This is a genomic window from Desulfonatronovibrio hydrogenovorans DSM 9292 (assembly GCF_000686525.1).
In the GTDB taxonomy this organism is placed as follows: Bacteria; Desulfobacterota; Desulfovibrionia; order Desulfovibrionales; family Desulfonatronovibrionaceae; genus Desulfonatronovibrio; species Desulfonatronovibrio hydrogenovorans.
Genome location: NZ_JMKT01000010.1, coordinates 79,733 through 100,204 on the forward strand (window position 1 = coordinate 79,733; position 20,472 = coordinate 100,204).

Sequence of the window (20,472 nt, forward strand, 5' to 3'; positions counted from 1 at the left end):
CTAACCTCGGCCTGGTCTCTCTTTTTCCAACTCAGTCCGGGGCAGCTCCAGGCACCACTGGTGAAAACTTTTTCTGGCCCGCTCGGCATGCAGTTCCTTGCGCCTGGCCTTCTTGGCCCGGATGTTGAGTCCTGGAAAGAGTCCGAAGTTCACGTTGGAAGGCTGAAAACCCCTGTCCTCTTTTTCCAGATGATGCAGCAGAGCTCCAAGGGCCGTATCCCTGGGGGGCAGGGGCAGTTCTGTGCCCAGGCTTTTTCCCAGCCAGAGACCCATGGCAGCCGACTCCAGATAACCTTCCACCCCGGTAATCTGTCCAGCCAGAAAAACCCCGGGCCTGGCTTTAAGCTCCAGGCCTGCCAGGACCCTGGGTGCATTGACAAAGGTGTTTCTGTGCATGCTGCCCAGGCGCAGGAATTCTGCCTGCTCAAGTCCCGGGATCATGGCAAAAACCCTTTTCTGTTCCGGATACTTGAGCCTGGTCTGAAAGCCCACCAGGTTAAAAGCCGTTCTTTCCAGATTTTCCGCCCTGAGCTGGACCACGGCAAAGGGTTCCTGCCCGGTTTTCGGGTCAGGCAGGCCCACCGGCTTGAGAGGGCCAAAGGCCATGGTCATCTCTCCCCGTCCAGCCATGGCTTCAATGGGCATGCAGCCTTCAAAGTGAATCTCCTGCTCAAAATCCCTGGCCGGAACCGTGGCCGCAGCTGTGAGTTCCCGGTAAAAAGCAAGATATTCCTCTCTGGTCATGGGACAATTCAGATAGTCGTCGTCCCCTGGTCTGTACCTGGACCCCCAGTAGGTCCTGGTCATGTCGATGGAATCAGCACTGACAATGGGTGCGATGGCATCGTAAAAATACAGGCTTTGCTCCCCGATCACTGCGGACAGGCTCTGGGCCAGGGGGTCGCTCATCAAAGGTCCGGCAGCCAGGACAACTGCATCAAACCCGGACAGTTCAGGATCATCCAGGCTGCAGATCTCCTTTCTTTTGACTGTGACCAGGGCAAGGCTTTCCAGGGCTGAACTCAGGTACCGGGCGAACTTCAGCCTGTCCACAGCCAGGGCCTTGCCTGCCGGGACCCTGGTCTTCAGGGCCGCCTCCATGACCAGGCTTCCCAGCTCGGACATTTCTCTCTGAAGAAGACCGATTCCGGTTGCCTCTTCCATGGAACGAAAGGAATTGGAACAGACCAGTTCCCCCAAATCGGAATTTTCATGGGCCGGGGAAAACCTTTCCGGCTTCATTTCAAATATTGTTGAAGACACACCCCTTCCAGCCAGCTGCCATGCTGTTTCGCATCCAGCCAGACCTCCGCCGATCACTGCAATATTTTGCATACTCATCATCACCATCTCAATTTACAGGACATATTTTGATTGTATTCAAAAGCCGTCTAAGAAAGAACCGGCCTGTTTCTTGATTTCAGCACCCCAAACAGCCTTTTTCCGGACTGTACTGCCTGCATCCCTGACTGCAGTCCTTTTCAACGGCCATTCTCCTATCTTTGACCCCGGGCATGGTCAAGGCCAAATTCCTGTCCAGACTCAGGGCCGGATAACCTCTGCTCCTGCCTGAAAATAATGGCTTCAGGCCATTCCCCCCTTGCCAAAACCTATCCGAACAGGGCATATAACCGGTTTATGGAGAGGATATGCAGCCGGTTCTGGAAATAAACGATCTCACAACTACTTTTTTTCTGAAAAACGGTCCGGTCAAGGCAGTGGACAGGGTATCTTTGACCCTTAACCAGGGCCAGAGCCTGGCTCTGGTGGGGGAATCCGGCTGCGGCAAGACCATGCTGGCCCTGTCCATCCTGGGGCTTGTCCCGGCACCGCCCGGCAAGATCACTGCTGGCCGGGTCCTGTTCAATGGCCAGGACCTGACCCGCCTGCCTGAAAAAGACCTGCGGTCCATCCGGGGCAATCATATCTCCATGATTTTTCAGGAACCCATGTCCGCTCTGAACCCGGTATTCCGGGTTGGTGCCCAGATCAGCGAGACCCTCATCTTCCACAAGAAAATGACCATGGACCAGGCCAGGGCAAAAAGCATTGAACTCCTGAAAATGGTCGGCATCCCGGCCCCGGAAAAGAGGTACAACGATTTTCCCCATCAGTTAAGCGGTGGAATGCGTCAAAGAATCATCATTGCCATGGCCCTGGCCTGCTCTCCCAGGGTCATCCTGGCTGACGAGCCCACCACTGCCCTGGATGTGACCATCCAGGCCCAGATCCTGGACCTGATCAAAGAACTGCAGGACCAAAGCAGGACCTCCACGGTACTCATCACCCATGACCTGGGAGTCGTGGCCCAGATCTGTCATGAAATGGCAGTCATGTACTCGGGGCGGATAGTTGAATATGGAGAAGTTTCCAGGGTCCTGGCTCAACCGGGCCACCCCTACACCCGGGGCCTGCTGGCATCCCTGCCCAGGCTGGACCGGGATGCTGAATTAAGTCCCATTCCCGGGACTGTTCCAGAGATAAGCCACCTTCCCCAGGGATGTCACTTTCATCCAAGGTGCCCGGAAAAAATGGACAAGTGCGCTAAAGCCCCTCCCCCGGTTTTTCACTCTGACTCGGAAATCAGGTGCTGGCTTTATGAAAAATAGTCAAGCCCCATTGAAAAAATCCCTTTTCATCTTCTCCAGGGCCGGAATCGGGATAAGCCGTACACTGCTCAAATATAACTGCTGCCGGATATGTTGAAAAGATGAAACCTGAGACTTACCTTTCCCTGGACAATGTCAGCAAATCCTATCCCGTCAGGGAAGGAACCTGGATCAAGACCACTGCCTGGCTCACAGCGGTGAACAAGGTCAGCCTGGGCATATCCAGAGGAGAAACCCTGGGCCTGGTGGGGGAATCCGGCTGCGGCAAATCCACCCTGGGCAGGATCGCCTGCGGCCTGGAAAGGCCTTCCCAGGGTCGGGTCTATCTGGCCGGACAAAACATGGACTCAACCGTTGATCTGCTTAAGAGCAAAAGAATCCAGATGATCTTTCAGGACCCCTTTGCTTCCCTCAATCCCAGGCAGAAAATCGGGAACATCATTGCCGAACCCCTTACCATTCATAAATCCGGTTCCAGAAAAGCCATTCAGGACAGGACCCTGGCCCTGCTGCAAAAGGTGGGTCTGTCCCCTTCTCACATGTCCAGATATCCCCATGAATTCAGCGGAGGCCAGCGACAGAGGATCGCCATAGCCAGGGCCATCAGCCTTGACCCGGACCTGGTGGTCTGCGATGAACCGGTTTCCGCCCTGGATGTATCGGTCCAGGCCCAGATCCTCAACCTGCTTAAAAAACTCCAGCAGGATCTCAAGCTGTCCTATCTGTTCATCTCCCATGACCTGTCAGTAGTCAGATATCTGTGCTCCAGAATTGCAGTCATGTACTTGGGCCGGCTGGTGGAACAAGCCGGCAAAGATCAGCTCTACAGCAATCCCTGCCACCCCTACACCAGGGCCCTGCTGGCAGCTGTGCCTGTGCCTGACCCGGGTATCAGAAGTAAAAACCTCATGGTCAGCTCAGAGCCTCCCAATCCCCTGAATCCGCCCCAGGGCTGCCATTTCCATCCCAGGTGTCCAGACAGAATGGATATATGTTCAAAGCAAAGTCCCGGGTGGACCACTGTATCTTCTAATCAATCTGTAAGGTGTTTTTTATATGAATAAACCGGAAATCCTGGCTCCGGCCGGGAATAGACTCTCCTTTCTTGCAGCCCTGGCAGCCGGGGCTGACGCTGTGTACTGCGGCCTCAAACACTTTTCAGCCAGGATGGAGGCAGACAACTTTTCCCTGGCAGACCTGACCAGCCTGGCGGACCTGGCCCATGCCAGGGGCTCCAGTGTCTATATCGCCTTGAACACCCTGCTCAAGCCCGAAGACACCCACAGGGCCGGACGGCTCCTGGACCGGCTGAACAGACAGGTCAAGCCCGACGCCATAATTTTCTCTGATCCGGGAATAGTGGAAATCGCCCGTCAAACAGGTCTTGAATGCCAGCTCCACCTTTCCACCCTTGGTAATTTTCATTCCAGTTCAGCCTTAGCCCTGCTGAAAACAGCAGGCATCTCCAGGGTGGTCCTGCCCAGGGAACTAAACATTGATGAGATAAAACAGCTGGCTGTTAAAAACGGACCTGAGCTGGAAGTCTTTATCCATGGAGCCTTGTGCTACGCTGTTTCAGGCCGCTGCTACTGGAGCAGCTTTTTGGGAGGAAAAAGCGGGCTTCGGGGACGATGTGTCCAGCCCTGCCGCCGGATATACTCTTACAAGGGCTCCAGGGGGACTTATTTTTCCTGCCAGGACCTGGGCCTGGATGTCCTGGCCAAAACCCTTTTGGGCATTTCCCAGGTTTCCGCCTGGAAAATAGAAGGCCGGAAAAAAGGTCCCCACTATGTCTTTTACACCACCAGGGCCTACCAGATCATAAGGGACAACCCTGATGATCCCAAAGCCAGGAAGGAGTCCCTGAACCTCCTGGACCTGGCCCTGGGCCGGAAATTCTCCCATTATAACTTCCTGCCCCAGAGACCATTCATACCCATTGACCCGAAACAGGAACCAGCTTCAGGAAGGTTCATGGGTAAGACCAAAGGGGCAGCCAGGGACGTGGCTGTCAGTCCAAGATCAGCTCTTTTGCCGGGTGACCTGCTCAGGATCGGCTACGAAGGCGATCCAGGCCACAAACTTGTCAAGATCAGAAAGACCGTTCCGGCCAAGGGAAGATTCACCCTGGCCCAGGGCAGCAAACAGGGCCTGCCTGTATTTCTCATTGACCGCCGGGAAAAGGAACTCATGGACCTGATTGCCGGCCTGGAAAAACAGCTGGCACCGTCTCCAGGCCGGACCATCAAAAGCAGTTTTTCCTTTAAAGGGTCCGGACCTTCCAGGTCAGGATCAGGGCCAGGACTTTTGGAAGTCTACCGCTATCCGCCCAGGATAAAAAAAACCATGGGCATCCAGCTCAGCCTTGATCCAGCCATCCGGCCCAAGCTCGGTCCCTTCAAGTCCAGCTGGTATTTTCTTCCTCCGGTGATCTGGCCTTCGGTTGAGCATAAATGGCAGGAACTGGTGGACTTTCTCCGGAAAAAGGGCGCAACCAATTTTGTCCTTGGTTCTCCGTGGCAGATGGGCCTTTTCCAGTCCGGAAAAAAAACCAGCCTCTGGGCCGGGCCCTTCTGCAATGTGGCTAATCAGGCCCATCTGATGGTCCTGAAGGAAATGGGATTCAAAGGGGCTGTGATCAGCCCTGAGCTGTCCAGGCAGGACCTCCTTGAACTGGGAAAATCAGCCTGCATGCCTGTGGGCATTATAATCCAGGGGATCTGGCCTGTCTGCGTATCCAGGACCTTTGCCAGTGAAGCCAGACCCATTGCCGTATTTGAAAGCCCCAAAAAAGAAGTGTTCTGGACGGCCAAGCATGATGAAAACTTTTACACCTTTCCCAACTGGGAGATCAACCTGACCGCCCACCAGGAAGAATTGCGCAGGTCCGGCTTTTCTCTGTTTCTGCACCTGAAAGAACCCCTGCCCAAGAAAATGGACCTCAAACAGCGGCCCGGACTCTGGAACTGGGATCAGGGGTTATTGTGAGCCGTCAGCCGAGCTTTGCTCCGTTGGGCACTTCCCTTTCCGGCACAGCCAGAACCACGCTTCCATCTTCCCGGTAGAATCCGGTCACCAGGCACTCGGACATGAACGGGCCGATCTGCCTGGGCTGAAAATTGATCACACAGACAACCTGCCTGCCAAGCAGATCCTGTCTGGAGTAGTGGTCAGTTATCCTGGCGCTGGACTGTTTGATGCCGATTTCCGGGCCAAAGTCCAGCTTGAGTTTGTAGGCTGGTTTTCGGGCTTCGGGAAAATCAAGGACCTCTACAACGGTTCCCACCCTTATCTCCACCTTTTCAAAATCCTTCCATTCAATGGTTTCCACTGATAAAACTCCTTTCTTAGCTAATCATTAATCAGATCAATAAATTTAATATAAATCAATAGACATAATCCATTAGACTCCCATCAATATTTTCAATAGAAACTTAATTTGCACCAGAACTGACCTGATAATAAGTATATGCTCAAGACATACCCATCCTTATACCCCCTGCTGGCCTTTACCGGCAGCCATCATGATCCTGAGGCCAGGACCGCCTGGGTCCTGGAAAACTCCCATGGCCTGGAATACTCGCCTGATCCGGACAACCTGGATCAGCTCCATCCAAGGATCATCCCTTTGATCAAGTCAGACATTCCAGTCCGCTTTCACACCAGGTACTTTCAATATGAACTGGGCCATGCAGATCAGCACCTGGCTGAACAGGCCCTGGAAGTCCATGCCCGGACCATCAAAAGAATCAGGGACCTCCTGGGTCAGGCCGTGGTTACCGTACATACAGGTTTATGTCCTGATTTGCCAGTCAAACCAGAGCAGGTCAGAGAAAACCTGTGCCGGCTGGTGGAGTATGCAGACAGTCAGAAGGTAACTGTCTGCCTGGAGAATCTGCGTCAGGGCCATGCCAGTGATCCTTTCCAGGTACTGGAATGGGCTGTGGATTCAGGAGCCATGATCACCATGGACCTGGGCCATGCCCTGGGCTGCCCCATGGTTCTGGACAACAGGATCACTCCAATGGAAATCGCTGAGATGTTCGCACCCAGGCTTTTTGAAGTCCACGTCTACGGACGGGAGGATGAGGCCGGACACCATCCCATTACAGACATGGAACCTTTGGGGCCGGTGCTGGACAGGCTTTTGCTGACCAGTTGCCAGTGGTGGACCATTGAACTGGGCCCGCCTGACCAGGCCATGTCCACCAGGGAATTGCTTGAAGCGTATTTTGCAGCCAGGCATCAGAAACAGCTCATGAACGGTCAAACCACCAGACTGAAGAATGTGTTCGGAGAAACCGGACATGTATGATCTGGGCGTTATTCACGGCAGGTTCCAGATCCTGCACAACGACCACCTCAAATATCTGCTGGCCGGTAAAAGCCTGTGCCGCCACCTGGTAGTGGGCATAACCAATCCTGATCCGGTTCTGACCACTGATGTCCAGGTGGACAGAAACCGTTCCGCTGCCCTGTCCAACCCCCTGACCTATTATGAACGGCTGATCATGATCCAGGCAGCCCTCCAGGAATCCGCAATAAGTTCTCATGACCTGACAGTAGTGCCTTTTCCCATAACCAGGCCAGAGCTCTACAAATACTACGTTCCCCTGGATGCGGTCTTTTTCCTGTCCATTTACGACGACTGGGGCCGGAAAAAGCTGGATCAGTTCAAATCCCTGGACCTGGCCACCCATGTCCTGTGGGAGGTGGCTCCTGAGCAGAAAGGGATCAGCTCCACAGACATCAGAAAACTGATCCTGGACAGCAGACCATGGGAGCACCTGGTCCCAGCCAGTGTGGCCCGGCTCTGCAGAAAATGGGACCTCCCGGCCAGACTGGCCAAGCTTGCAGGCAGCCACCCGGTCTAGACAAATCTGTTATTGTCTGGCTGATCACCATCTAAAGGATTATAGAGGTTTAAATCATGCTGATTATAGACATTCCCGGTTACAGTGAACTCAAACTCAAACATCTGGTCCTGGACTACAACGGCACCCTGGCCCTGGACGGAGAAATCATCAGCGGTGTCCGGTCCAGGCTGGAGCGTCTGTCCAGAGACCTGAATATCCATGTATTGACTGCTGACACATTCGGCCATGCCCGCCAAAAACTCTCTGAAATTGACTGTGCGTTCCAGCTCATCGGTCAAGGCGACCAGGCCCGGGCCAAAGCGGAATACGTGATGGCCATCGGGGCTGAAAACACCGCAGCAGCAGGCAACGGACGCAACGACCGGCTCATGCTGGAAAAAGCAGGCCTTGGCATCGGCCTGATCCAGGAAGAAGGTGCCTGTCTGAGTTCCATGAACAGCGCAGATATCATCTGCTCCCATATCAACCACGCCCTTGACCTGCTGCTTTTCCCCTTACGCCTTGCTGCTACACTCCGGGGTTAGCTTGACCCTGATTTACATTCCAGGATAGAAATTCAAAGCTCTGGTTTTCCAGACTCCAGCATGGGTCTGAAGTTTAAACCCCTTGACTCCTGACCCATGACCAGGTTCTGGTGTCAGGGCTGAACCAGGGACTTGAATGAAAAATCAGGCCCAGACCAAACTGACTGCAGAATCATTTAACATCCCAAGGGAGGATCAGATGGCAGATCAAAGCAATCTTACCGGAACTGTTCTGAACATGAAGGATCTGGTTTCCTATCAGACTGGTTCGGTTGTCAGCCGGACCATCATCGGCAAGAGCGTGGGCACGGTTACTGTATTTGCCTTTGACTCGGGACAGGGGCTCAGTGAGCATACCGCGCCTTTTGATGCCATGGTCCAGATCATTGACGGAACAGCTGATATTACCATTGAGGGCTCGCCCTTCAAAGTCAGACAGGGGGAAATGATCATAATGCCTGCCAACAAACCTCATGCCCTGAAGGCCAATGAAAAATTCAAGATGATCCTGACAATGATCAGAAAGCAGTAATCTTAAGCAGCCAGCAGGTTAAACCAGCCAGCTCTTAGAGGTTGCTGCAGAAAACTTGTATTTCCCATGCAAACTGGGGCTGGTTTCTGGAGTATTTTTATTCACCGCCCAGGATCTATTTGCTGACAGTTGTGACCGGTCTTTAATCCCCAACTAAAGAGGTCAACCAGCATGGACCTTACTCCCCTGATCAGTGAATTTTACAAAATTATTTTGTTTGTGGTTTTTATTGCCCTGCTCATGGGGATATTCAAGTCTCCCCGGGGCAAAGGAATCTTCGGCGAGGCCATGGTCAGGCTTTTGTCGATGCTGATGCTGAATAAAAATATCTACCGTCCCTTTCATGACGTGACCCTGCCCTCACCGGACGGCTCCACCCAGATCGATCATGTGTATGTTTCACCATATGGCATTTTTGTTGTTGAGACCAAGAACATGAGGGGCTGGATCTTTGGTGATGCAAGGCAAAGCCAATGGACCCAGAAGATTTATAAAAAGAGCTTTAAATTCCAGAATCCGCTGCGCCAGAACTTCAAGCACGTCAAAGCCCTGGAATCCGTCCTGCAGGTTCCAGCCGGTACAATCCATTCCATTGTCACTTTTGTGGGAGACAGTTCCTTTAAAACACCCATGCCGCCCAATGTAACCTATGGAGCCGGCTTTATCCGGCATATCAAGTCATTCAAAGAAAAGGTTTTTTCAGAGGACCAGGTAAGCGATCTGGTGGCCAGGATTGAATCCGGTCGCCTCCAACCCGGATATTCCACCCGTAAAAAACACGTTCAACGCCTTAAAGAACGGTCAAATCGGGATCAAGGTTAATAACCATGAGTAATATCGTTAAGTTTGAAAATGTCGAAAATTGAGTTCTGGAAATCAGGGGGACCAAGGTAATCCTGGATAGCGATCTGGCTGAACTTTATGGGGTGGAAATCAAACGTATTAATGAAGCTGTAACGAATAACCCGGAAAAGTTTCCAAAAGGTTATCTTTTTGAACTTACAAGAGAAGAATGGACTCCCTTGAAGTCGAAATTTTCAACTTCAAACAGGGGTGGCAAGGTTAAACTTCCAACTGCCTTCACTGAAAAGGGCTTGTACATGCTGGCCACTATTCTGAAAAGTGCCCAGACTGTTCAGACCACCATTGCCATCAATGCCATCATGTCCGTAGCTGCGTTTAATTTCCGGAAACTGGTCCAAAAGTGGAACCATTTTTATTTTTCCTTATTTCTGGTATCTCAGATTATCCATATTCAACCTTATAAACAGAGTCAGACAGCCCTCACAGGCCAAAACTTGAATTTTTCAGGGTCAACTACTTAGACAAATACCCCCCGTGTTATGGGTCACCAAAAAAAACTCATTTGTTTCAGCAGCTTTTTCTGGCCAAGTTCAATGCTCTGGATATTCTGTCAATAATTATTGTCAGTGCGATAATCATCAATAAATAAGTACCTGCTTTTTCGAGCCGAAACCACTCAAAGTTGAAAGTGAAAAAGAAGCCAAGACCGCCAATTCCAACAATGCCGAAAACAACAGCTGTTCGAACATTGCTCTCAAACTGAAAGAAACTATAAGTCATCCAGTCTCTCCAGCATATTGGGCCTGCAGTATATCCGTAACATGACATCCTTGCCCCCATAAAAGCTTGTTCAAAGCGCCGATAGGGGATGTTATCCACGGACTCGCTGAAAACTCTGACCAGAACGCCCAAGCTGTGAATAGCAATGGCCAAGGTCCCGGCAACCAGCCCCGGCCCGAAAAAAGCAATAAACAAAAAGGCCCACATGACATCCGGAACTCCTCGGGAAACCAGACCCAGACCTTTGGCCACAGCCAGCTGGCCGAAACGCAACCCCCTTATCCACCAGGGATGAGTTTCTCCGGTAAACTGTGAGGACTCCAGCATAAAAGCCAAAGAGTGTGGATAACTCAACAATATCGCCCCAATTACGCCCAGCAGAGTGCCCACAATCGCCATTGCCAAAGGAATGGCAGAAGATTTTATCACACGCCAGACAAACCACTTCTGCATTTCCTGTTCCCAGTCTACCCATGCTGAAGGCTTCCAGAACTCCCATGGACGATAGCTGGAAAATAAGTCAACAGTCCTGCTTTCTTTCTTAAACTCCTTTACTTTTACCTGGTCGCCCAGCCCAATTGTTTCCAGATCAAAATCAGGTTTTACCAATCGTTCAAAAAAACTGAGGTTTTTCCAAGAGTCAGTCGAAACCAGCTTAATAGCCGGCTCTAGATAGTTGCGGCTTTGTTGACCCGGAGGAGCATTATCCCCGTAACCCATGAACCAGACGGACCAGAATGCAATGCTCAAGGCAAAGAGTATGCCTATGTAGGGCCGGGCGACCTGGGCATGAATGGACTTGGATTTGATTACTCTTGGATGATTGGGGTCCGAGCGCAACTGACGCCGTATAAAGTTGCTGGCCAAGTCTGCTGACAAAGTCAGAGCAAGGGTAAAAATCATCAGTGTGGTGACTTTGGGCCAGGCTCCAAATTGTATCTGGTACCATATGTCAGCGCCAAGACCACCGCCGCCTACTGCTCCGATGACAGCTGCATTCCGAATAGCACACTCTGCCCGCATTAATGTAAAACTCTGGATAGTACGCGCAGCCAATGGACCAATGCCATAAAAAAGGGTGGCCAGGCGTCCTCCTCCAAGTATGCGTACCTGTTCATAAGATCTTTCCTCAATGTTGTCCCATACCTCGCTATAAACTTTTGCCAGAATGCCAGTAATATTGAGGGCTAATGCAAGAGCCCCTGTAAGGGGACCAAGACCTATTACAGCAACAAGAATGACCGCCCATACAAAATCGGGAATAGCTCTGAGGATATCCTGGACTAATCGGCAAAGGGAACATAACAATGCACTTGGGCTGCGAAAGGCAATAAAACGCATCCAACCCTGAGCTTTTTCTTCACCAATAATCACACTGCGCGATGATCCCAAGGCCAGCAGCGTGGCCAGGATTACCGCCAGAGTTATACCGAGAGTTGCGGCCGAGAGGGTCTGCAGGGTCAAGGCCCAACAATGTTTTAAAAATTCTGGACTAAAATCAGGAGACGAAAAAGTTGTAAGCCAGGCAAGCATTCTGGCAAATGCAATTTTACGATCATCTGGATTGGTTAATGAACTAAAATCCCATTCAGCTGCATAGAAGGCAGCTATAACCAATACAGCAATAGTTACGATAGCGGCCCAATGCTTCCATGGTCTTTTCTCAGCATAGCGATTTAGGCTGGATGAGCTTAGATCGATGTCTCTATACATTACTTAGGGGATGATTCCAATTCGTTGAGATACAAAGTGCGGTATTCTGTACCATAAAGCTCATGAAGAAAGTCCCGACTGATCAGGTCTGGTGATCCTTGCCAGAACACCCTTCCGTCCTTAAGAGCTATTACCCTCTCGAAGTGACCATGAAGCAGTTCAAGGGTATGCAGGTTAACTACAAGGGTTGTGCCTAAAGTCGTAGTAATTTCAGATAAAAGCTCAATCAGTTCTCTGCCTAGTCTGATGTCAAGCTGACTTACTGGTTCGTCAGCAAGCATGACTCTGGGTTGCTGAACCAATAGCCGAGCCATGGCCACGCGCTGCTGCTGCCCCCCTGACAATTCGCCAGGCATAGACCAGAGTTTTTCCTCAAGCTCAACTTTGGTCAGAGCTGACCTAGCCTCACCCAAGTTTTGCGGCCAAATCAGGGATAGCAAGGCCCGGGGAAGAGTCCAATGACCCAGCTTGCCCATCAGCACATTGTGAACCACACGCAGGTGCGGAATCAGGTTATCTGTCTGGTAAATAACACCAATTTCTCTTCGCAGTTCTCTCAATGCCTTGACACCAAGGTGACTTGTGTCCCGACCCAGTGCCACTATATGGCCAGAGCTTGGTTTCAATACAGCACAAAGCAGACGAAATAGAGTGGTTTTCCCTGCTCCGGAAGGGCCGATAACCGCAACACGTTCACCTTCAAATATTTCTAAAGATACGTTTTGCAGTACTTTTGATTTCCCAAAATTTATATCAACATCTTGAAGCGAAAAGACGGTGCTTTTGTATTCTTTTGATCTTTTTTCCGTCATTATTCTGTTATCCGTAATTAATATAAAAATTGAGGATGCCTGCAACAGGCACCCTCAATACTAAACCAACTTGATGCTTCTATTACAACATACCAACCCTAGTGACCAAGATCATCCTCCAATATCAATTCCAGATCTGATCAAATTTACATATCCCATCCATTCGCTCATATCTGCATCCACAAATCCCTCAGAGCCTAAGTATTCAAGAGCTTTTTTACCTTCAGGAGATTCGTGCAAAGTCATCAAGGCGGCATGAATTTCATCAATCAATTCTCGCCCCAGGGCTTTGCGGGTAGAAAAGTTGTAATTAGTGAACTTCGGTGTGGTATATATGATAGGCGCCTTTTCCTTGAGATTATCTGATGCCCGGTCATAGGGTGGCTGACCAAGTGCACCAAGATGGAACTCGCCATTAGCTACTTTTTGCAGGACTACATCATGGCTGCCACTGTAAGCTACAGTCCTGAAAATTTCTTCCGGATTTTTACCGCTTTGATCTGTAAAAAAACTGCGTGGCATCAAATGACTTGATGTGCTGCTTTTGCTTCCAAAGGTAAAAGTCCAGTTTTTACCTTGGGCCAGTTCAGCCAATTCAGCAAGATCGCTTACCTCAGGAATATTAGCGTCTGCATTGGCAATGAAGTACCCAATGAATCCCTTGTCAATATCCCTGGCGGCGACCACCTCAAGCTCATCTTCCATCATGATGTAAGCTTGAGCAGTCGTTACAGCACCGAACCATGCCAGATCAGCCTGTCCGGTAGCCAGAGCTGTTACGCTTGCAGCATAGTTAGACACATGCACATATTCCGTGGGTATCCCAACAGTATTTTCAATGTGCTTGGCGATAAGGCCAAAAAATTCGCGCATATTTTCAGCGCTGTCGTCCGGAATAGCTGTCATTACCAGTTTCTGTGGTCTTTCTGCAGCTAAAGATTGTCTAGGATTGGTTTTTCCGGAAATACTCAGGCCGAAAATCAAACAAATGATAACCATTGGTACCAGTAAACTACGCCTCATCACTAACCTCCAACCGTTTAGGTTAATTTTAAGACGAGGTGATTAATCCTGTCTTCAATGCCCACCCGTGTGCTGCTGAAGTCAGGAATCCCCCGCCAAAACATCAATATATAGTGTACTCACAAGGAGCGGATCAAAGTGCCCAGGAGCCCTAGCCAAAATATCCTTTCCAAGACGTGGGTCACCAATCATGCCAGGAGCATTACTTTTTTCATAGGTTGTTTTATATGTTAATTATTTCATGCTAAGAAATGCCAGAAAACTGATCATCGGTTTTATTAAAGATCAATCAGCACAAAATCATCTTTTCATTGTTTTTTTTATCAAACGGAGACAACATAAATTCTGCCCCTTCTAGGCTAGGCAGCTTTGCCACCTTAAACACCACTTTAATTTCCGACTCATTTTGTATTTTTATATCACTATCAAGCCAGTGCAATCCAATTCAAAAAACAAATGGTTACACATAAAATCAATTATCATGACAAATACATCTCCAGCCAATTAAGACTAAGGCCATAATAGGTTTTCCTGCTCCACCCTTAAGATGCTGACTAACTTTTAAAAAATGATCATCAGGTCTGCAAAAGTACAAACTTAACAAACGAAGATGGCTGGCAAATAAAAGCGGTCTGCATGTGCAGATGAACTAATCGACAGGCTTGAAATGGGCCATTTTGGTGATGCTGAACCGATAGGTGCAGGCATTAGTGAATTACGCATCTTCTAAGGTGCTGTTGTGGTGATGCTTTTATCGGGTGGCGAAAAAAGCTCTCAGTAAGCTGATATTGCCAAAACTAAAGAGATCGGTAAGTTTCAAGAAAGATGTCGCCTTTAGGCCGCAATTTTTTCTGTATTAGAGGTTCTTTTTTTTATTCAGGGTGACTTCAGAAGGTGCAGACCATTTCCTGATCTGACCTGACCACCGTTCCGGGTTTTTCATTTTTGCTCTTTGATAAACAAATCGTCGTCTGGCCAGGATTTCTTTGTCCCTGCCTGTGTGCCGATCATTGGGGGTTACATACACCAGGCTGCTGTGACGATGATCATGATTATACCACAGTACAAAACCCTCGACCCAGGTTCTGGCATCACTTAAGCTCTTAAAAGGCTTTTCTGGTAATACCCTGGAAGCATGGTGTGTCAGGACTCCATTGGCAACCTGTAGACCCTTACAGTGCCCATTTTGAGGATGAAACAGGCGCTCTAAGGCAAAATAACAGCCTGTTTTGGTCTGTATCATTCAAAATTTAAATATGTCAGCTCGGTCCGACTCCAAGTAACACACATGTCACCCCACATGTTACCCCACAAGTGACCCCACAAGTGGCAAGCATGCTGAGGGTGCTTAAGGGTGAGATGAATCGACAGGAACTTCAGGAAGAACTGGGACTGAAAGATCGTTTTTACTTCAGAGATTCTTATATCAACCCCGGGCTGAAGTCAGGAGTCATTGAAATGACCCAGCCGGATTCCCCCCGGAGCCCAACGCAAAAATATCGCCTGACAGAAAAAGGAATACGCGTACTGGAAAAATTTATCCCCAGGTAAATGGACAACACCATGGATGATAAAACTAATGACTCAGTCCGGTATTCAAGGCATTAATTCCCTTGTAATCTACATAAAATAATGGTTACTTGACCTGATTTTGATTAAAAACAGGCTTTTTAAAAGGCTTTTCTGATAATACCCAGGGAACAGGGTGTGGTCAGTGCTCCAATGACAACCTGAAGACTCTTACAGTGCCCATTTTGAGGGTGAAACAGGCTTTCTAAGGCAGAATGTCAGCCTATTTTGGCATGTATCATTCAAAATTTCAATATGTTAGCTCGGTCCGACTCCAAAATCCGACCCCAAAACAATTCCGACAGAGAGAAAGCGAAATTAAAACGGGCAGGAGGTAATAATGTTCACTTGGAACGTATTTTCTCAAGGAACATATTGTTAGCGGTTGACGGCATATAACATAAAGGTTATATATTCCATGTGGTCAATTCATTTTGCAAGTGACGCTGTTGAACAGGAATTTCTCGAACTGCCGCCTGAAATGCAGGCCCGTTTTTTTCGGATCGAAGAATTGATCGTTGCTCATGAACTGCACAATGTGGGTATGCCTTACCTGCGTCATATCCAGGATGATGTCTGGGAAATCAGACTGGCAGGAAAAGACCGGATTGGCCGCGGCCTTTATGTGGCAGTGGAAGGAAAGCGGGTGGTGATTCTGCGGTTTTTCATCAAGAAGACCCAGAAGACCCCGAGAAAAGAAATAAAAACCGCTTTGGAAAGATTGAGGTATCTTAAAGATGAAACCTGTAAAAGACCTGAAAGAAAAGCTGCTGGATAATCCAGAGGTCAGGGCTGAATATGATCGTCTTGACCCTGAATTCAAACTTGCGTCCATGCTCATTGAGGCAAGATCCAGGGCTGGGCTCAGTCAGAATGATCTGGCCAGGCTTATGGGCATGAAGCAGGCCAGTGTTGCGCGGATTGAGTCCGGCAAATTCAACCCAAGCATGGAAACCCTGCGTAAGTATGCCGCTGCCACCGGGCATGAACTCAAGATTGAGATGCTGCCCAGGGCATAAAAGAAGTTTCCCCGGCTAAGGCTGATCACCGAAAAGCAGGGCCTCCCACTCTGCCTGGCCGGAATTTGATTCAACTAAGCTATATTTCAAGGCTTTTCTGATAAGACCCAGGGAAAAAACCGGGGGCAGACTCTTACAATGACCATTTTGAGGATGAAACAGACGTTCTAAAGCAGAAAAACGGTCTGCTTTGGAAGGTATGATCCTAAAATTCAGTAGATTAGCTCGGTCCGACCCCAAAGCACAATTCCACAATAAGCAAATAGCCATGTCCGACAATAATATTTTTACACCTCAGGCCCGCAAAATATGGGACCAGATACCAAAAGGCTCAAGATTGAAGATCCAGAACACAGTCTGGTGCTCACAATGCAGAAAAGCAGTGACCATTAAAATCGACTCAGCCAGTATTGTAGCCGGAGATCTGCTCCTTCAGGGTACATGTGCCATTTGCCAGGGCAAAGTGGCCAGGCTGGTGGAAAAGGAATAGACTGAAAGCCAAGGGGTCAAAATCATTTTCTCTGATCAATAAAGGAGGCAATGAGCATGGATCAGGTTGAGTCTCTTATTATAGAATATCGAAGCACTATTGAGCACTGCTCAACACATGACCATAATAATCTGGCCAAGGCCTTGGTCCAAGACCATGAGTGGTCTGAAAACGGCGCCAGGGCCATCATCGATCTGGCAAACAATTACGGCTCCTTCATGCTCAAAAACGCCCTGGCCCTGTCCATTGTCCTTGGAAAGGAAGACGGTGATCTTGGATACTGAGTATCTTTCCCTTGTCAGCAATTAATGCGTGTATCATTCGGCAGCTTAAGGCATTAATTTCCTTGTAATCCCCACCAAAAAATGGTTATTTGATCGGAATTTGATTCAACAAGGCTTTTTCCAAAGCTTTGCTGATAATACCCAGGGAACAGAGTGTGGTCATTCCCATTGGCAACCTGAAATAAGGCATAATCTTCATGTCGTAATGGTATGCTATATTCATATTCATTTTGTCGGCATGATACACAGGAAAAAAACATTATAATCACTTGATGCCCGGACGCTCCGCGCTCGGCCAATGTGCGGCGGATTCTGATCCGCCGCACATTGGCCAGCATGGATAAAAACATGAAAAAAATATCATCACCAAAATCTAAAATGAAAGATGTTACTCTTCCGGCCGTTATTGAACAGACGACCCCGGCGTTAACTGCGCTGACTAATGCATTGGGCATACCTCGGGAGGTTCTTGCAAGCGATGAGGAAATTGAAACCGCTTGGGGAAATTTACCACGAGTGATTAGAAAAATTCCTCCACATTTGCGGACTGAGGGGCTTGCCCGGATGTGTGTGGCAGTCGCTTCCGGGCTGTTTGATAGTGGTATTAATTATATTTGGAATCTCTCTGTCATAGAACTTCGCGATAAGGTCAGGCGATTTGGCCTTAATGTGGTGTCTCAGATTAGGGGAAAACAATTTGACGAAGCTACTTTAATTGATCTTAAGGATGCAGAGTTATTGAATTTGTGTTTGGAACTTAATCTGATCACAGAGGATGGATATTTCTTTTTAGACCAATGCAGGGATATACGAAATAATTTTTCGGCAGCTCATCCTGCTGTCGGCACAATAGACGATAATGAGTTTATTTCATTTGTAAATCGATGTGCTAAATTTGCTCTTGGCCATGAGTACAATCCTGTTGGTGTAGATATCCAGGCATTTATTCAAGCCATAAAAGGACAAAAATTTTCGAAATCTCAGCGTGACACATGGGTGGATAGGCTGTCACAGACACACGAAGCCCAACGAGAGATGTTATTTGGCACCCTTCATGGCATTTATACTGATCCGGGCTCTTCTGAAGAATCCCGTCTCAATTCACTTTCAATTTCATCTCAGTTCGTCGACCATTTTACTCCGAAAACCAAGTCAGACTTGATCGATCGCCATTCCGAATATTTAGCGAAAGGGGACGATAAGCGGCATAAAGCGTCGCAGCTGTTCTTCCAAAAACTCGGTTTATTAGAATTATTAAGTGAGTCAGAACGACATGCTTTAGTTTCACATGCATGTAAGCAGCTTTTCAGTGTTCACCAGGGCTTTGATAATTTTTACAATGAGCCTCCTTTTGCTGAGCGTTTGCTGCAAATCGTTTCCCAGGGAGCTATCCCTGACACAGCTAAAAATGAATTTGTCACATCAGTGGTAACATGTGCCGTAGGCAATCCATACGGGGTATCCCGTGCTGCATATCCTAACTATTCAAGAATGATAAAGGGTTTTACCCCAAAAGAAATCACAATTATGCTCGAACTTCCGAGATCAAATTCAATTGTCGCACAAAGAATCAAATCCTACTCCAGGTGCAAAAAGGCTTTCAAGGAAATCGTAAGATTGATTGATCCGGATTCTGTGCCCACTAAATACAAGAAAATATACGATAAATTGACAAGTTAGAGTGGCCAACAATCGGCTTAACCTGACCGCGAGAACGTCGGCGGCGCTACGCGACAAGCTCATTGGCGCGGCAGGTTAGCCGCACAATGGGCAACTCAAGGTAGGGTAATGGATCGTTCAGAACAGATGGTATTTGAATATTTGTCGCATCATGGTTTCCGCGAGGTCATCTACGAACCAGATGGCAATATACCTCCAGATTTCCTTATTGATGGGCGAATTGCGGTTGAAGTTCGCCGCCTTAATCAAAATGAAGACACACCGAACGGTCATCGTGGCCTTGAAAATGTAGCTATTCCTCTCCATGCGAAAGTTCGAACACTACTCAGGACCCTGGGGCCATCTGATGGAGTGAGTTGGTATGTTATGTACCGTTTTCGACGGCCGCTTCCTCCTTGGGATCAACTGGCGTTTACCCTACGAGCTGAGTTGATAGAGTTTCGAAAGAACAACAATTGTGGAAAGACGAAGCGTACTGTCTCTCCGAAATTTATTATTTCGCTGATTAAGGCAGGCCGTTTGTACCCGGACTTTTTTGTACCCGGCGGTTTTGTGGACGGCGACTCTGGAGGATTTGTTTTGTCAGAACTCAACAGGAACATTCGCATCTGCGTGACAGAGAAAACACGTAAAGTTGCATTTGTACGTGAGAAGTACCCTGAATGGTGGCTTGTTCTCGTGGACAATATTGGGCATGGCATCGACGAGAGAGATCACGATGATGTGCGTCAATTGTTTCATTTCGAGCATTCCTGGAACAAGATTGTGCTCGTCAATCCTTTGGACACAAAACAGGGTTATGTTCTATAGGGCAACTCTAAGACATCGTATTGGCTGGCCCAACCCGTAAATCTAGCCGACCCAAAAAGCCGGGTGGCTGATTAAATCGTTAGAACAGCTTAGGAGGGTTCGTGGGAGAGCAACTCACTAAGTTCAGACGCCGGAGGGCTGCTCGCAAGGCGTTTGAAGATTTGGATGAGCGTCGGGACATGTACATCGTCTTGCATTACTCCTGCGAGTCCTTTTACGATATCAAGGATGGGAGAACGCCCCGCGTAACGTCTATTGCAGCTAGAAACTTCACAACTGGGCAGACTACATCCTTTTCAATCCACAAGTCGGCCGAACAACTTGGGGTGTCGCTTTCGGACATCACGCGACGATACGACGAGCTTGAGAAACATATGCTTGATGAGTACTTTGACTTTATCAAGTCGCGACACGGATACAGTTTCATTCACTGGAACATGAGAGATATCAACTATGGGTTTCAAGCGATTGAGCATCGATACAAGGTGCTCGGCGGAGACCCGTTTACGATTGATGATTCGCGAAAGTTTGACTTAGCCCGTGAACTCATTAATCAATTCGGGCCAGGTTACGTGCCGCATGGTGCATCTGGTCGCCTTCATAGCCTGATGGAGCTGAATCGAATTGCGGCTAGAGATGCGCTGACTGGGCAGCAAGAGGCCGACGCATTTGATGCAGGAGAGTATGTGAAGTTACATCAGTCCACTCTGCGCAAAGTTGATGTCATGTCTAACATACTTGAGCGAGCCCTAGATGGATCAATCAAAACGACGGCAACATGGCGCGAAAAGACTGGTTATCACCCTGCGGTAGCTATTGAAATCATCCGCGAGCACTGGATCTGGAGCATCGTGGTTGTCGTTGTCGCCGCTGTCGGGCTGCTTGCGTCCGTAAAGGCACTGTTCTAACAATTCATTCAAGCACAAGCCGCTTCGCGGCACGGCTT

23 protein-coding genes are annotated in these 20,472 nt (G+C 48.8%); 17 read left to right on the forward strand and 6 right to left on the reverse strand.

All coding sequences use genetic code 11. The annotated features are described in order from the left end of the window. A complete protein-coding gene (gene trmFO, locus P771_RS0108045) occupies positions 1-1,335 on the reverse strand; it encodes a methylenetetrahydrofolate--tRNA-(uracil(54)-C(5))-methyltransferase (FADH(2)-oxidizing) TrmFO (RefSeq protein ID WP_028574742.1) in 1,335 nt (444 codons plus the stop codon). A gap of 314 nt (positions 1,336-1,649) precedes the next feature. Here trmFO and P771_RS0108060 point away from each other — a divergent pair, with 314 nt between their 5' ends. The 3 genes from P771_RS0108060 to P771_RS0108070 all read left to right on the forward strand — a co-directional run bounded on the left by P771_RS0108060 (position 1,650) and on the right by P771_RS0108070 (position 5,597). Then, positions 1,650-2,609, forward strand: coding sequence for an ABC transporter ATP-binding protein (locus P771_RS0108060; RefSeq protein WP_028574743.1), 960 nt, complete (start codon positions 1,650-1,652; stop codon positions 2,607-2,609). A gap of 101 nt (positions 2,610-2,710) precedes the next feature. Then, a complete protein-coding gene (locus P771_RS0108065) occupies positions 2,711-3,673 on the forward strand; it encodes an ABC transporter ATP-binding protein (protein WP_028574744.1) in 963 nt (320 codons plus the stop codon). Further along, positions 3,666-5,597: a U32 family peptidase gene (locus P771_RS0108070; RefSeq protein ID WP_028574745.1), complete on the forward strand. Its 1,932-nt coding sequence runs from the start codon at positions 3,666-3,668 to the stop codon at positions 5,595-5,597. The genes P771_RS0108065 and P771_RS0108070 overlap by 8 nt, the downstream gene beginning before the upstream one ends. A gap of 4 nt (positions 5,598-5,601) precedes the next feature. Here P771_RS0108070 and P771_RS0108075 read toward each other — a convergent pair whose 3' ends face one another. Beyond that, positions 5,602-5,940 (reverse strand): tRNA-binding protein, encoded by a 339-nt coding sequence (locus P771_RS0108075; protein ID WP_028574746.1) that lies wholly within the window; start codon positions 5,938-5,940, stop codon positions 5,602-5,604. Between the two features lie 138 nt (positions 5,941-6,078). Here P771_RS0108075 and P771_RS0108080 point away from each other — a divergent pair, with 138 nt between their 5' ends. The 6 genes from P771_RS0108080 (at position 6,079) to P771_RS19215 (ending at position 9,867) form a co-directional block, all read left to right on the forward strand. Then, positions 6,079-6,924 carry a sugar phosphate isomerase/epimerase family protein gene (locus P771_RS0108080; protein WP_028574747.1) on the forward strand — a complete coding sequence of 282 codons (846 nt, stop codon included), beginning with the start codon at positions 6,079-6,081 and terminating at the stop codon, positions 6,922-6,924. Further along, the gene (locus tag P771_RS0108085) at positions 6,917-7,483 is read left to right on the forward strand and encodes a nucleotidyl transferase family protein (protein WP_051617209.1); all 567 of its coding nucleotides are present in this window, start codon (positions 6,917-6,919) and stop codon (positions 7,481-7,483) included. Before P771_RS0108080 ends, P771_RS0108085 begins: the two co-directional genes overlap by 8 nt. Positions 7,484-7,539: 56 nt before the next feature. Then, positions 7,540-8,010 carry an HAD family hydrolase gene (locus tag P771_RS0108090; protein ID WP_028574749.1) on the forward strand — a complete coding sequence of 157 codons (471 nt, stop codon included), beginning with the start codon at positions 7,540-7,542 and terminating at the stop codon, positions 8,008-8,010. 199 nt (positions 8,011-8,209) lie between these two features. After that, positions 8,210-8,542, forward strand: a complete 333-nt coding sequence (locus P771_RS0108095; RefSeq protein ID WP_028574750.1) for a cupin domain-containing protein — start codon at positions 8,210-8,212, stop codon at positions 8,540-8,542. Between the two features lie 171 nt (positions 8,543-8,713). Then, positions 8,714-9,364: a nuclease-related domain-containing protein gene (locus P771_RS0108100; protein ID WP_028574751.1), complete on the forward strand. Its 651-nt coding sequence runs from the start codon at positions 8,714-8,716 to the stop codon at positions 9,362-9,364. A gap of 53 nt (positions 9,365-9,417) precedes the next feature. Next, entirely contained in the window at positions 9,418-9,867 is a 450-nt protein-coding gene (locus tag P771_RS19215) for an ORF6N domain-containing protein (RefSeq protein ID WP_353740014.1), read from the forward strand. 46 nt (positions 9,868-9,913) lie between these two features. Here P771_RS19215 and P771_RS0108110 read toward each other — a convergent pair whose 3' ends face one another. From P771_RS0108110 to P771_RS19220, 4 genes are all read right to left on the reverse strand, one after another. After that, entirely contained in the window at positions 9,914-11,839 is a 1,926-nt protein-coding gene (locus P771_RS0108110) for a PhnE/PtxC family ABC transporter permease (protein ID WP_028574752.1), read from the reverse strand. Beyond that, positions 11,839-12,651, reverse strand: a complete 813-nt coding sequence (locus P771_RS16940) for a phosphonate ABC transporter ATP-binding protein (RefSeq protein WP_035244136.1) — start codon at positions 12,649-12,651, stop codon at positions 11,839-11,841. Before P771_RS16940 ends, P771_RS0108110 begins: the two co-directional genes overlap by 1 nt. Before the next feature lie 111 nt (positions 12,652-12,762). Continuing rightward, the gene (gene phnD, locus P771_RS0108120; RefSeq protein ID WP_035244138.1) at positions 12,763-13,674 is read right to left on the reverse strand and encodes a phosphate/phosphite/phosphonate ABC transporter substrate-binding protein; all 912 of its coding nucleotides are present in this window, start codon (positions 13,672-13,674) and stop codon (positions 12,763-12,765) included. A gap of 856 nt (positions 13,675-14,530) precedes the next feature. Next, positions 14,531-14,917, reverse strand: a complete 387-nt coding sequence (locus P771_RS19220; RefSeq protein ID WP_084301768.1) for an integrase core domain-containing protein — start codon at positions 14,915-14,917, stop codon at positions 14,531-14,533. An 83-nt stretch (positions 14,918-15,000) separates the two neighbouring features. Here P771_RS19220 and P771_RS0108130 point away from each other — a divergent pair, with 83 nt between their 5' ends. The 8 genes from P771_RS0108130 to P771_RS0108175 all read left to right on the forward strand — a co-directional run bounded on the left by P771_RS0108130 (position 15,001) and on the right by P771_RS0108175 (position 20,434). After that, the gene (locus P771_RS0108130) at positions 15,001-15,225 is read left to right on the forward strand and encodes a Fic family protein (protein ID WP_337833573.1); all 225 of its coding nucleotides are present in this window, start codon (positions 15,001-15,003) and stop codon (positions 15,223-15,225) included. A gap of 436 nt (positions 15,226-15,661) precedes the next feature. Beyond that, positions 15,662-16,021, forward strand: a complete 360-nt coding sequence (locus P771_RS16945; protein ID WP_035244192.1) for a type II toxin-antitoxin system RelE/ParE family toxin — start codon at positions 15,662-15,664, stop codon at positions 16,019-16,021. Beyond that, entirely contained in the window at positions 15,981-16,262 is a 282-nt protein-coding gene (locus P771_RS0108140; protein ID WP_028574756.1) for a helix-turn-helix domain-containing protein, read from the forward strand. Before P771_RS16945 ends, P771_RS0108140 begins: the two co-directional genes overlap by 41 nt. Positions 16,263-16,530: 268 nt before the next feature. After that, complete coding sequence (locus P771_RS0108150) at positions 16,531-16,752, forward strand: hypothetical protein (RefSeq protein WP_028574758.1); 222 nt, start codon at positions 16,531-16,533, stop codon at positions 16,750-16,752. Between the two features lie 56 nt (positions 16,753-16,808). Continuing rightward, positions 16,809-17,036 carry a hypothetical protein gene (locus P771_RS0108155; protein WP_028574759.1) on the forward strand — a complete coding sequence of 76 codons (228 nt, stop codon included), beginning with the start codon at positions 16,809-16,811 and terminating at the stop codon, positions 17,034-17,036. A 348-nt stretch (positions 17,037-17,384) separates the two neighbouring features. Further along, the gene (locus P771_RS0108160) at positions 17,385-18,716 is read left to right on the forward strand and encodes a hypothetical protein (RefSeq protein WP_028574760.1); all 1,332 of its coding nucleotides are present in this window, start codon (positions 17,385-17,387) and stop codon (positions 18,714-18,716) included. Between the two features lie 108 nt (positions 18,717-18,824). Continuing rightward, positions 18,825-19,526 carry a hypothetical protein gene (locus tag P771_RS18815; RefSeq protein WP_150112160.1) on the forward strand — a complete coding sequence of 234 codons (702 nt, stop codon included), beginning with the start codon at positions 18,825-18,827 and terminating at the stop codon, positions 19,524-19,526. Positions 19,527-19,627: 101 nt separating this feature from the next. Next, complete coding sequence (locus tag P771_RS0108175) at positions 19,628-20,434, forward strand: hypothetical protein (protein ID WP_028574763.1); 807 nt, start codon at positions 19,628-19,630, stop codon at positions 20,432-20,434. Positions 20,435-20,472 lie beyond the last annotated feature (38 nt).

What these genes read in the sequence shown, in the direction of transcription:
- trmFO (WP_028574742.1), bottom strand. Translation starts at nt 1,335, where the DNA reads ATGCAAAATATTGCAGTGATCGGCGGAGGTCTGGCTGGATGCGAAACA.
- P771_RS0108060 (WP_028574743.1), top strand. Translation starts at nt 1,650, where the DNA reads ATGCAGCCGGTTCTGGAAATAAACGATCTCACAACTACTTTTTTTCTG.
- P771_RS0108065 (WP_028574744.1), top strand. Translation starts at nt 2,711, where the DNA reads ATGAAACCTGAGACTTACCTTTCCCTGGACAATGTCAGCAAATCCTAT.
- P771_RS0108070 (WP_028574745.1), top strand. Translation starts at nt 3,666, where the DNA reads ATGAATAAACCGGAAATCCTGGCTCCGGCCGGGAATAGACTCTCCTTT.
- P771_RS0108080 (WP_028574747.1), top strand. Translation starts at nt 6,079, where the DNA reads ATGCTCAAGACATACCCATCCTTATACCCCCTGCTGGCCTTTACCGGC.
- P771_RS0108085 (WP_051617209.1), top strand. Translation starts at nt 6,917, where the DNA reads ATGTATGATCTGGGCGTTATTCACGGCAGGTTCCAGATCCTGCACAAC.
- P771_RS0108090 (WP_028574749.1), top strand. Translation starts at nt 7,540, where the DNA reads ATGCTGATTATAGACATTCCCGGTTACAGTGAACTCAAACTCAAACAT.
- P771_RS0108095 (WP_028574750.1), top strand. Translation starts at nt 8,210, where the DNA reads ATGGCAGATCAAAGCAATCTTACCGGAACTGTTCTGAACATGAAGGAT.
- P771_RS0108100 (WP_028574751.1), top strand. Translation starts at nt 8,714, where the DNA reads ATGGACCTTACTCCCCTGATCAGTGAATTTTACAAAATTATTTTGTTT.
- P771_RS0108110 (WP_028574752.1), bottom strand. Translation starts at nt 11,839, where the DNA reads ATGTATAGAGACATCGATCTAAGCTCATCCAGCCTAAATCGCTATGCT.
- P771_RS16940 (WP_035244136.1), bottom strand. Translation starts at nt 12,651, where the DNA reads ATGACGGAAAAAAGATCAAAAGAATACAAAAGCACCGTCTTTTCGCTT.
- phnD (WP_035244138.1), bottom strand. Translation starts at nt 13,674, where the DNA reads ATGAGGCGTAGTTTACTGGTACCAATGGTTATCATTTGTTTGATTTTC.
- P771_RS19220 (WP_084301768.1), bottom strand. Translation starts at nt 14,917, where the DNA reads ATGATACAGACCAAAACAGGCTGTTATTTTGCCTTAGAGCGCCTGTTT.
- P771_RS16945 (WP_035244192.1), top strand. Translation starts at nt 15,662, where the DNA reads ATGTGGTCAATTCATTTTGCAAGTGACGCTGTTGAACAGGAATTTCTC.
- P771_RS0108140 (WP_028574756.1), top strand. Translation starts at nt 15,981, where the DNA reads ATGAAACCTGTAAAAGACCTGAAAGAAAAGCTGCTGGATAATCCAGAG.
- P771_RS0108150 (WP_028574758.1), top strand. Translation starts at nt 16,531, where the DNA reads ATGTCCGACAATAATATTTTTACACCTCAGGCCCGCAAAATATGGGAC.
- P771_RS0108155 (WP_028574759.1), top strand. Translation starts at nt 16,809, where the DNA reads ATGGATCAGGTTGAGTCTCTTATTATAGAATATCGAAGCACTATTGAG.
- P771_RS0108160 (WP_028574760.1), top strand. Translation starts at nt 17,385, where the DNA reads ATGAAAAAAATATCATCACCAAAATCTAAAATGAAAGATGTTACTCTT.
- P771_RS18815 (WP_150112160.1), top strand. Translation starts at nt 18,825, where the DNA reads ATGGATCGTTCAGAACAGATGGTATTTGAATATTTGTCGCATCATGGT.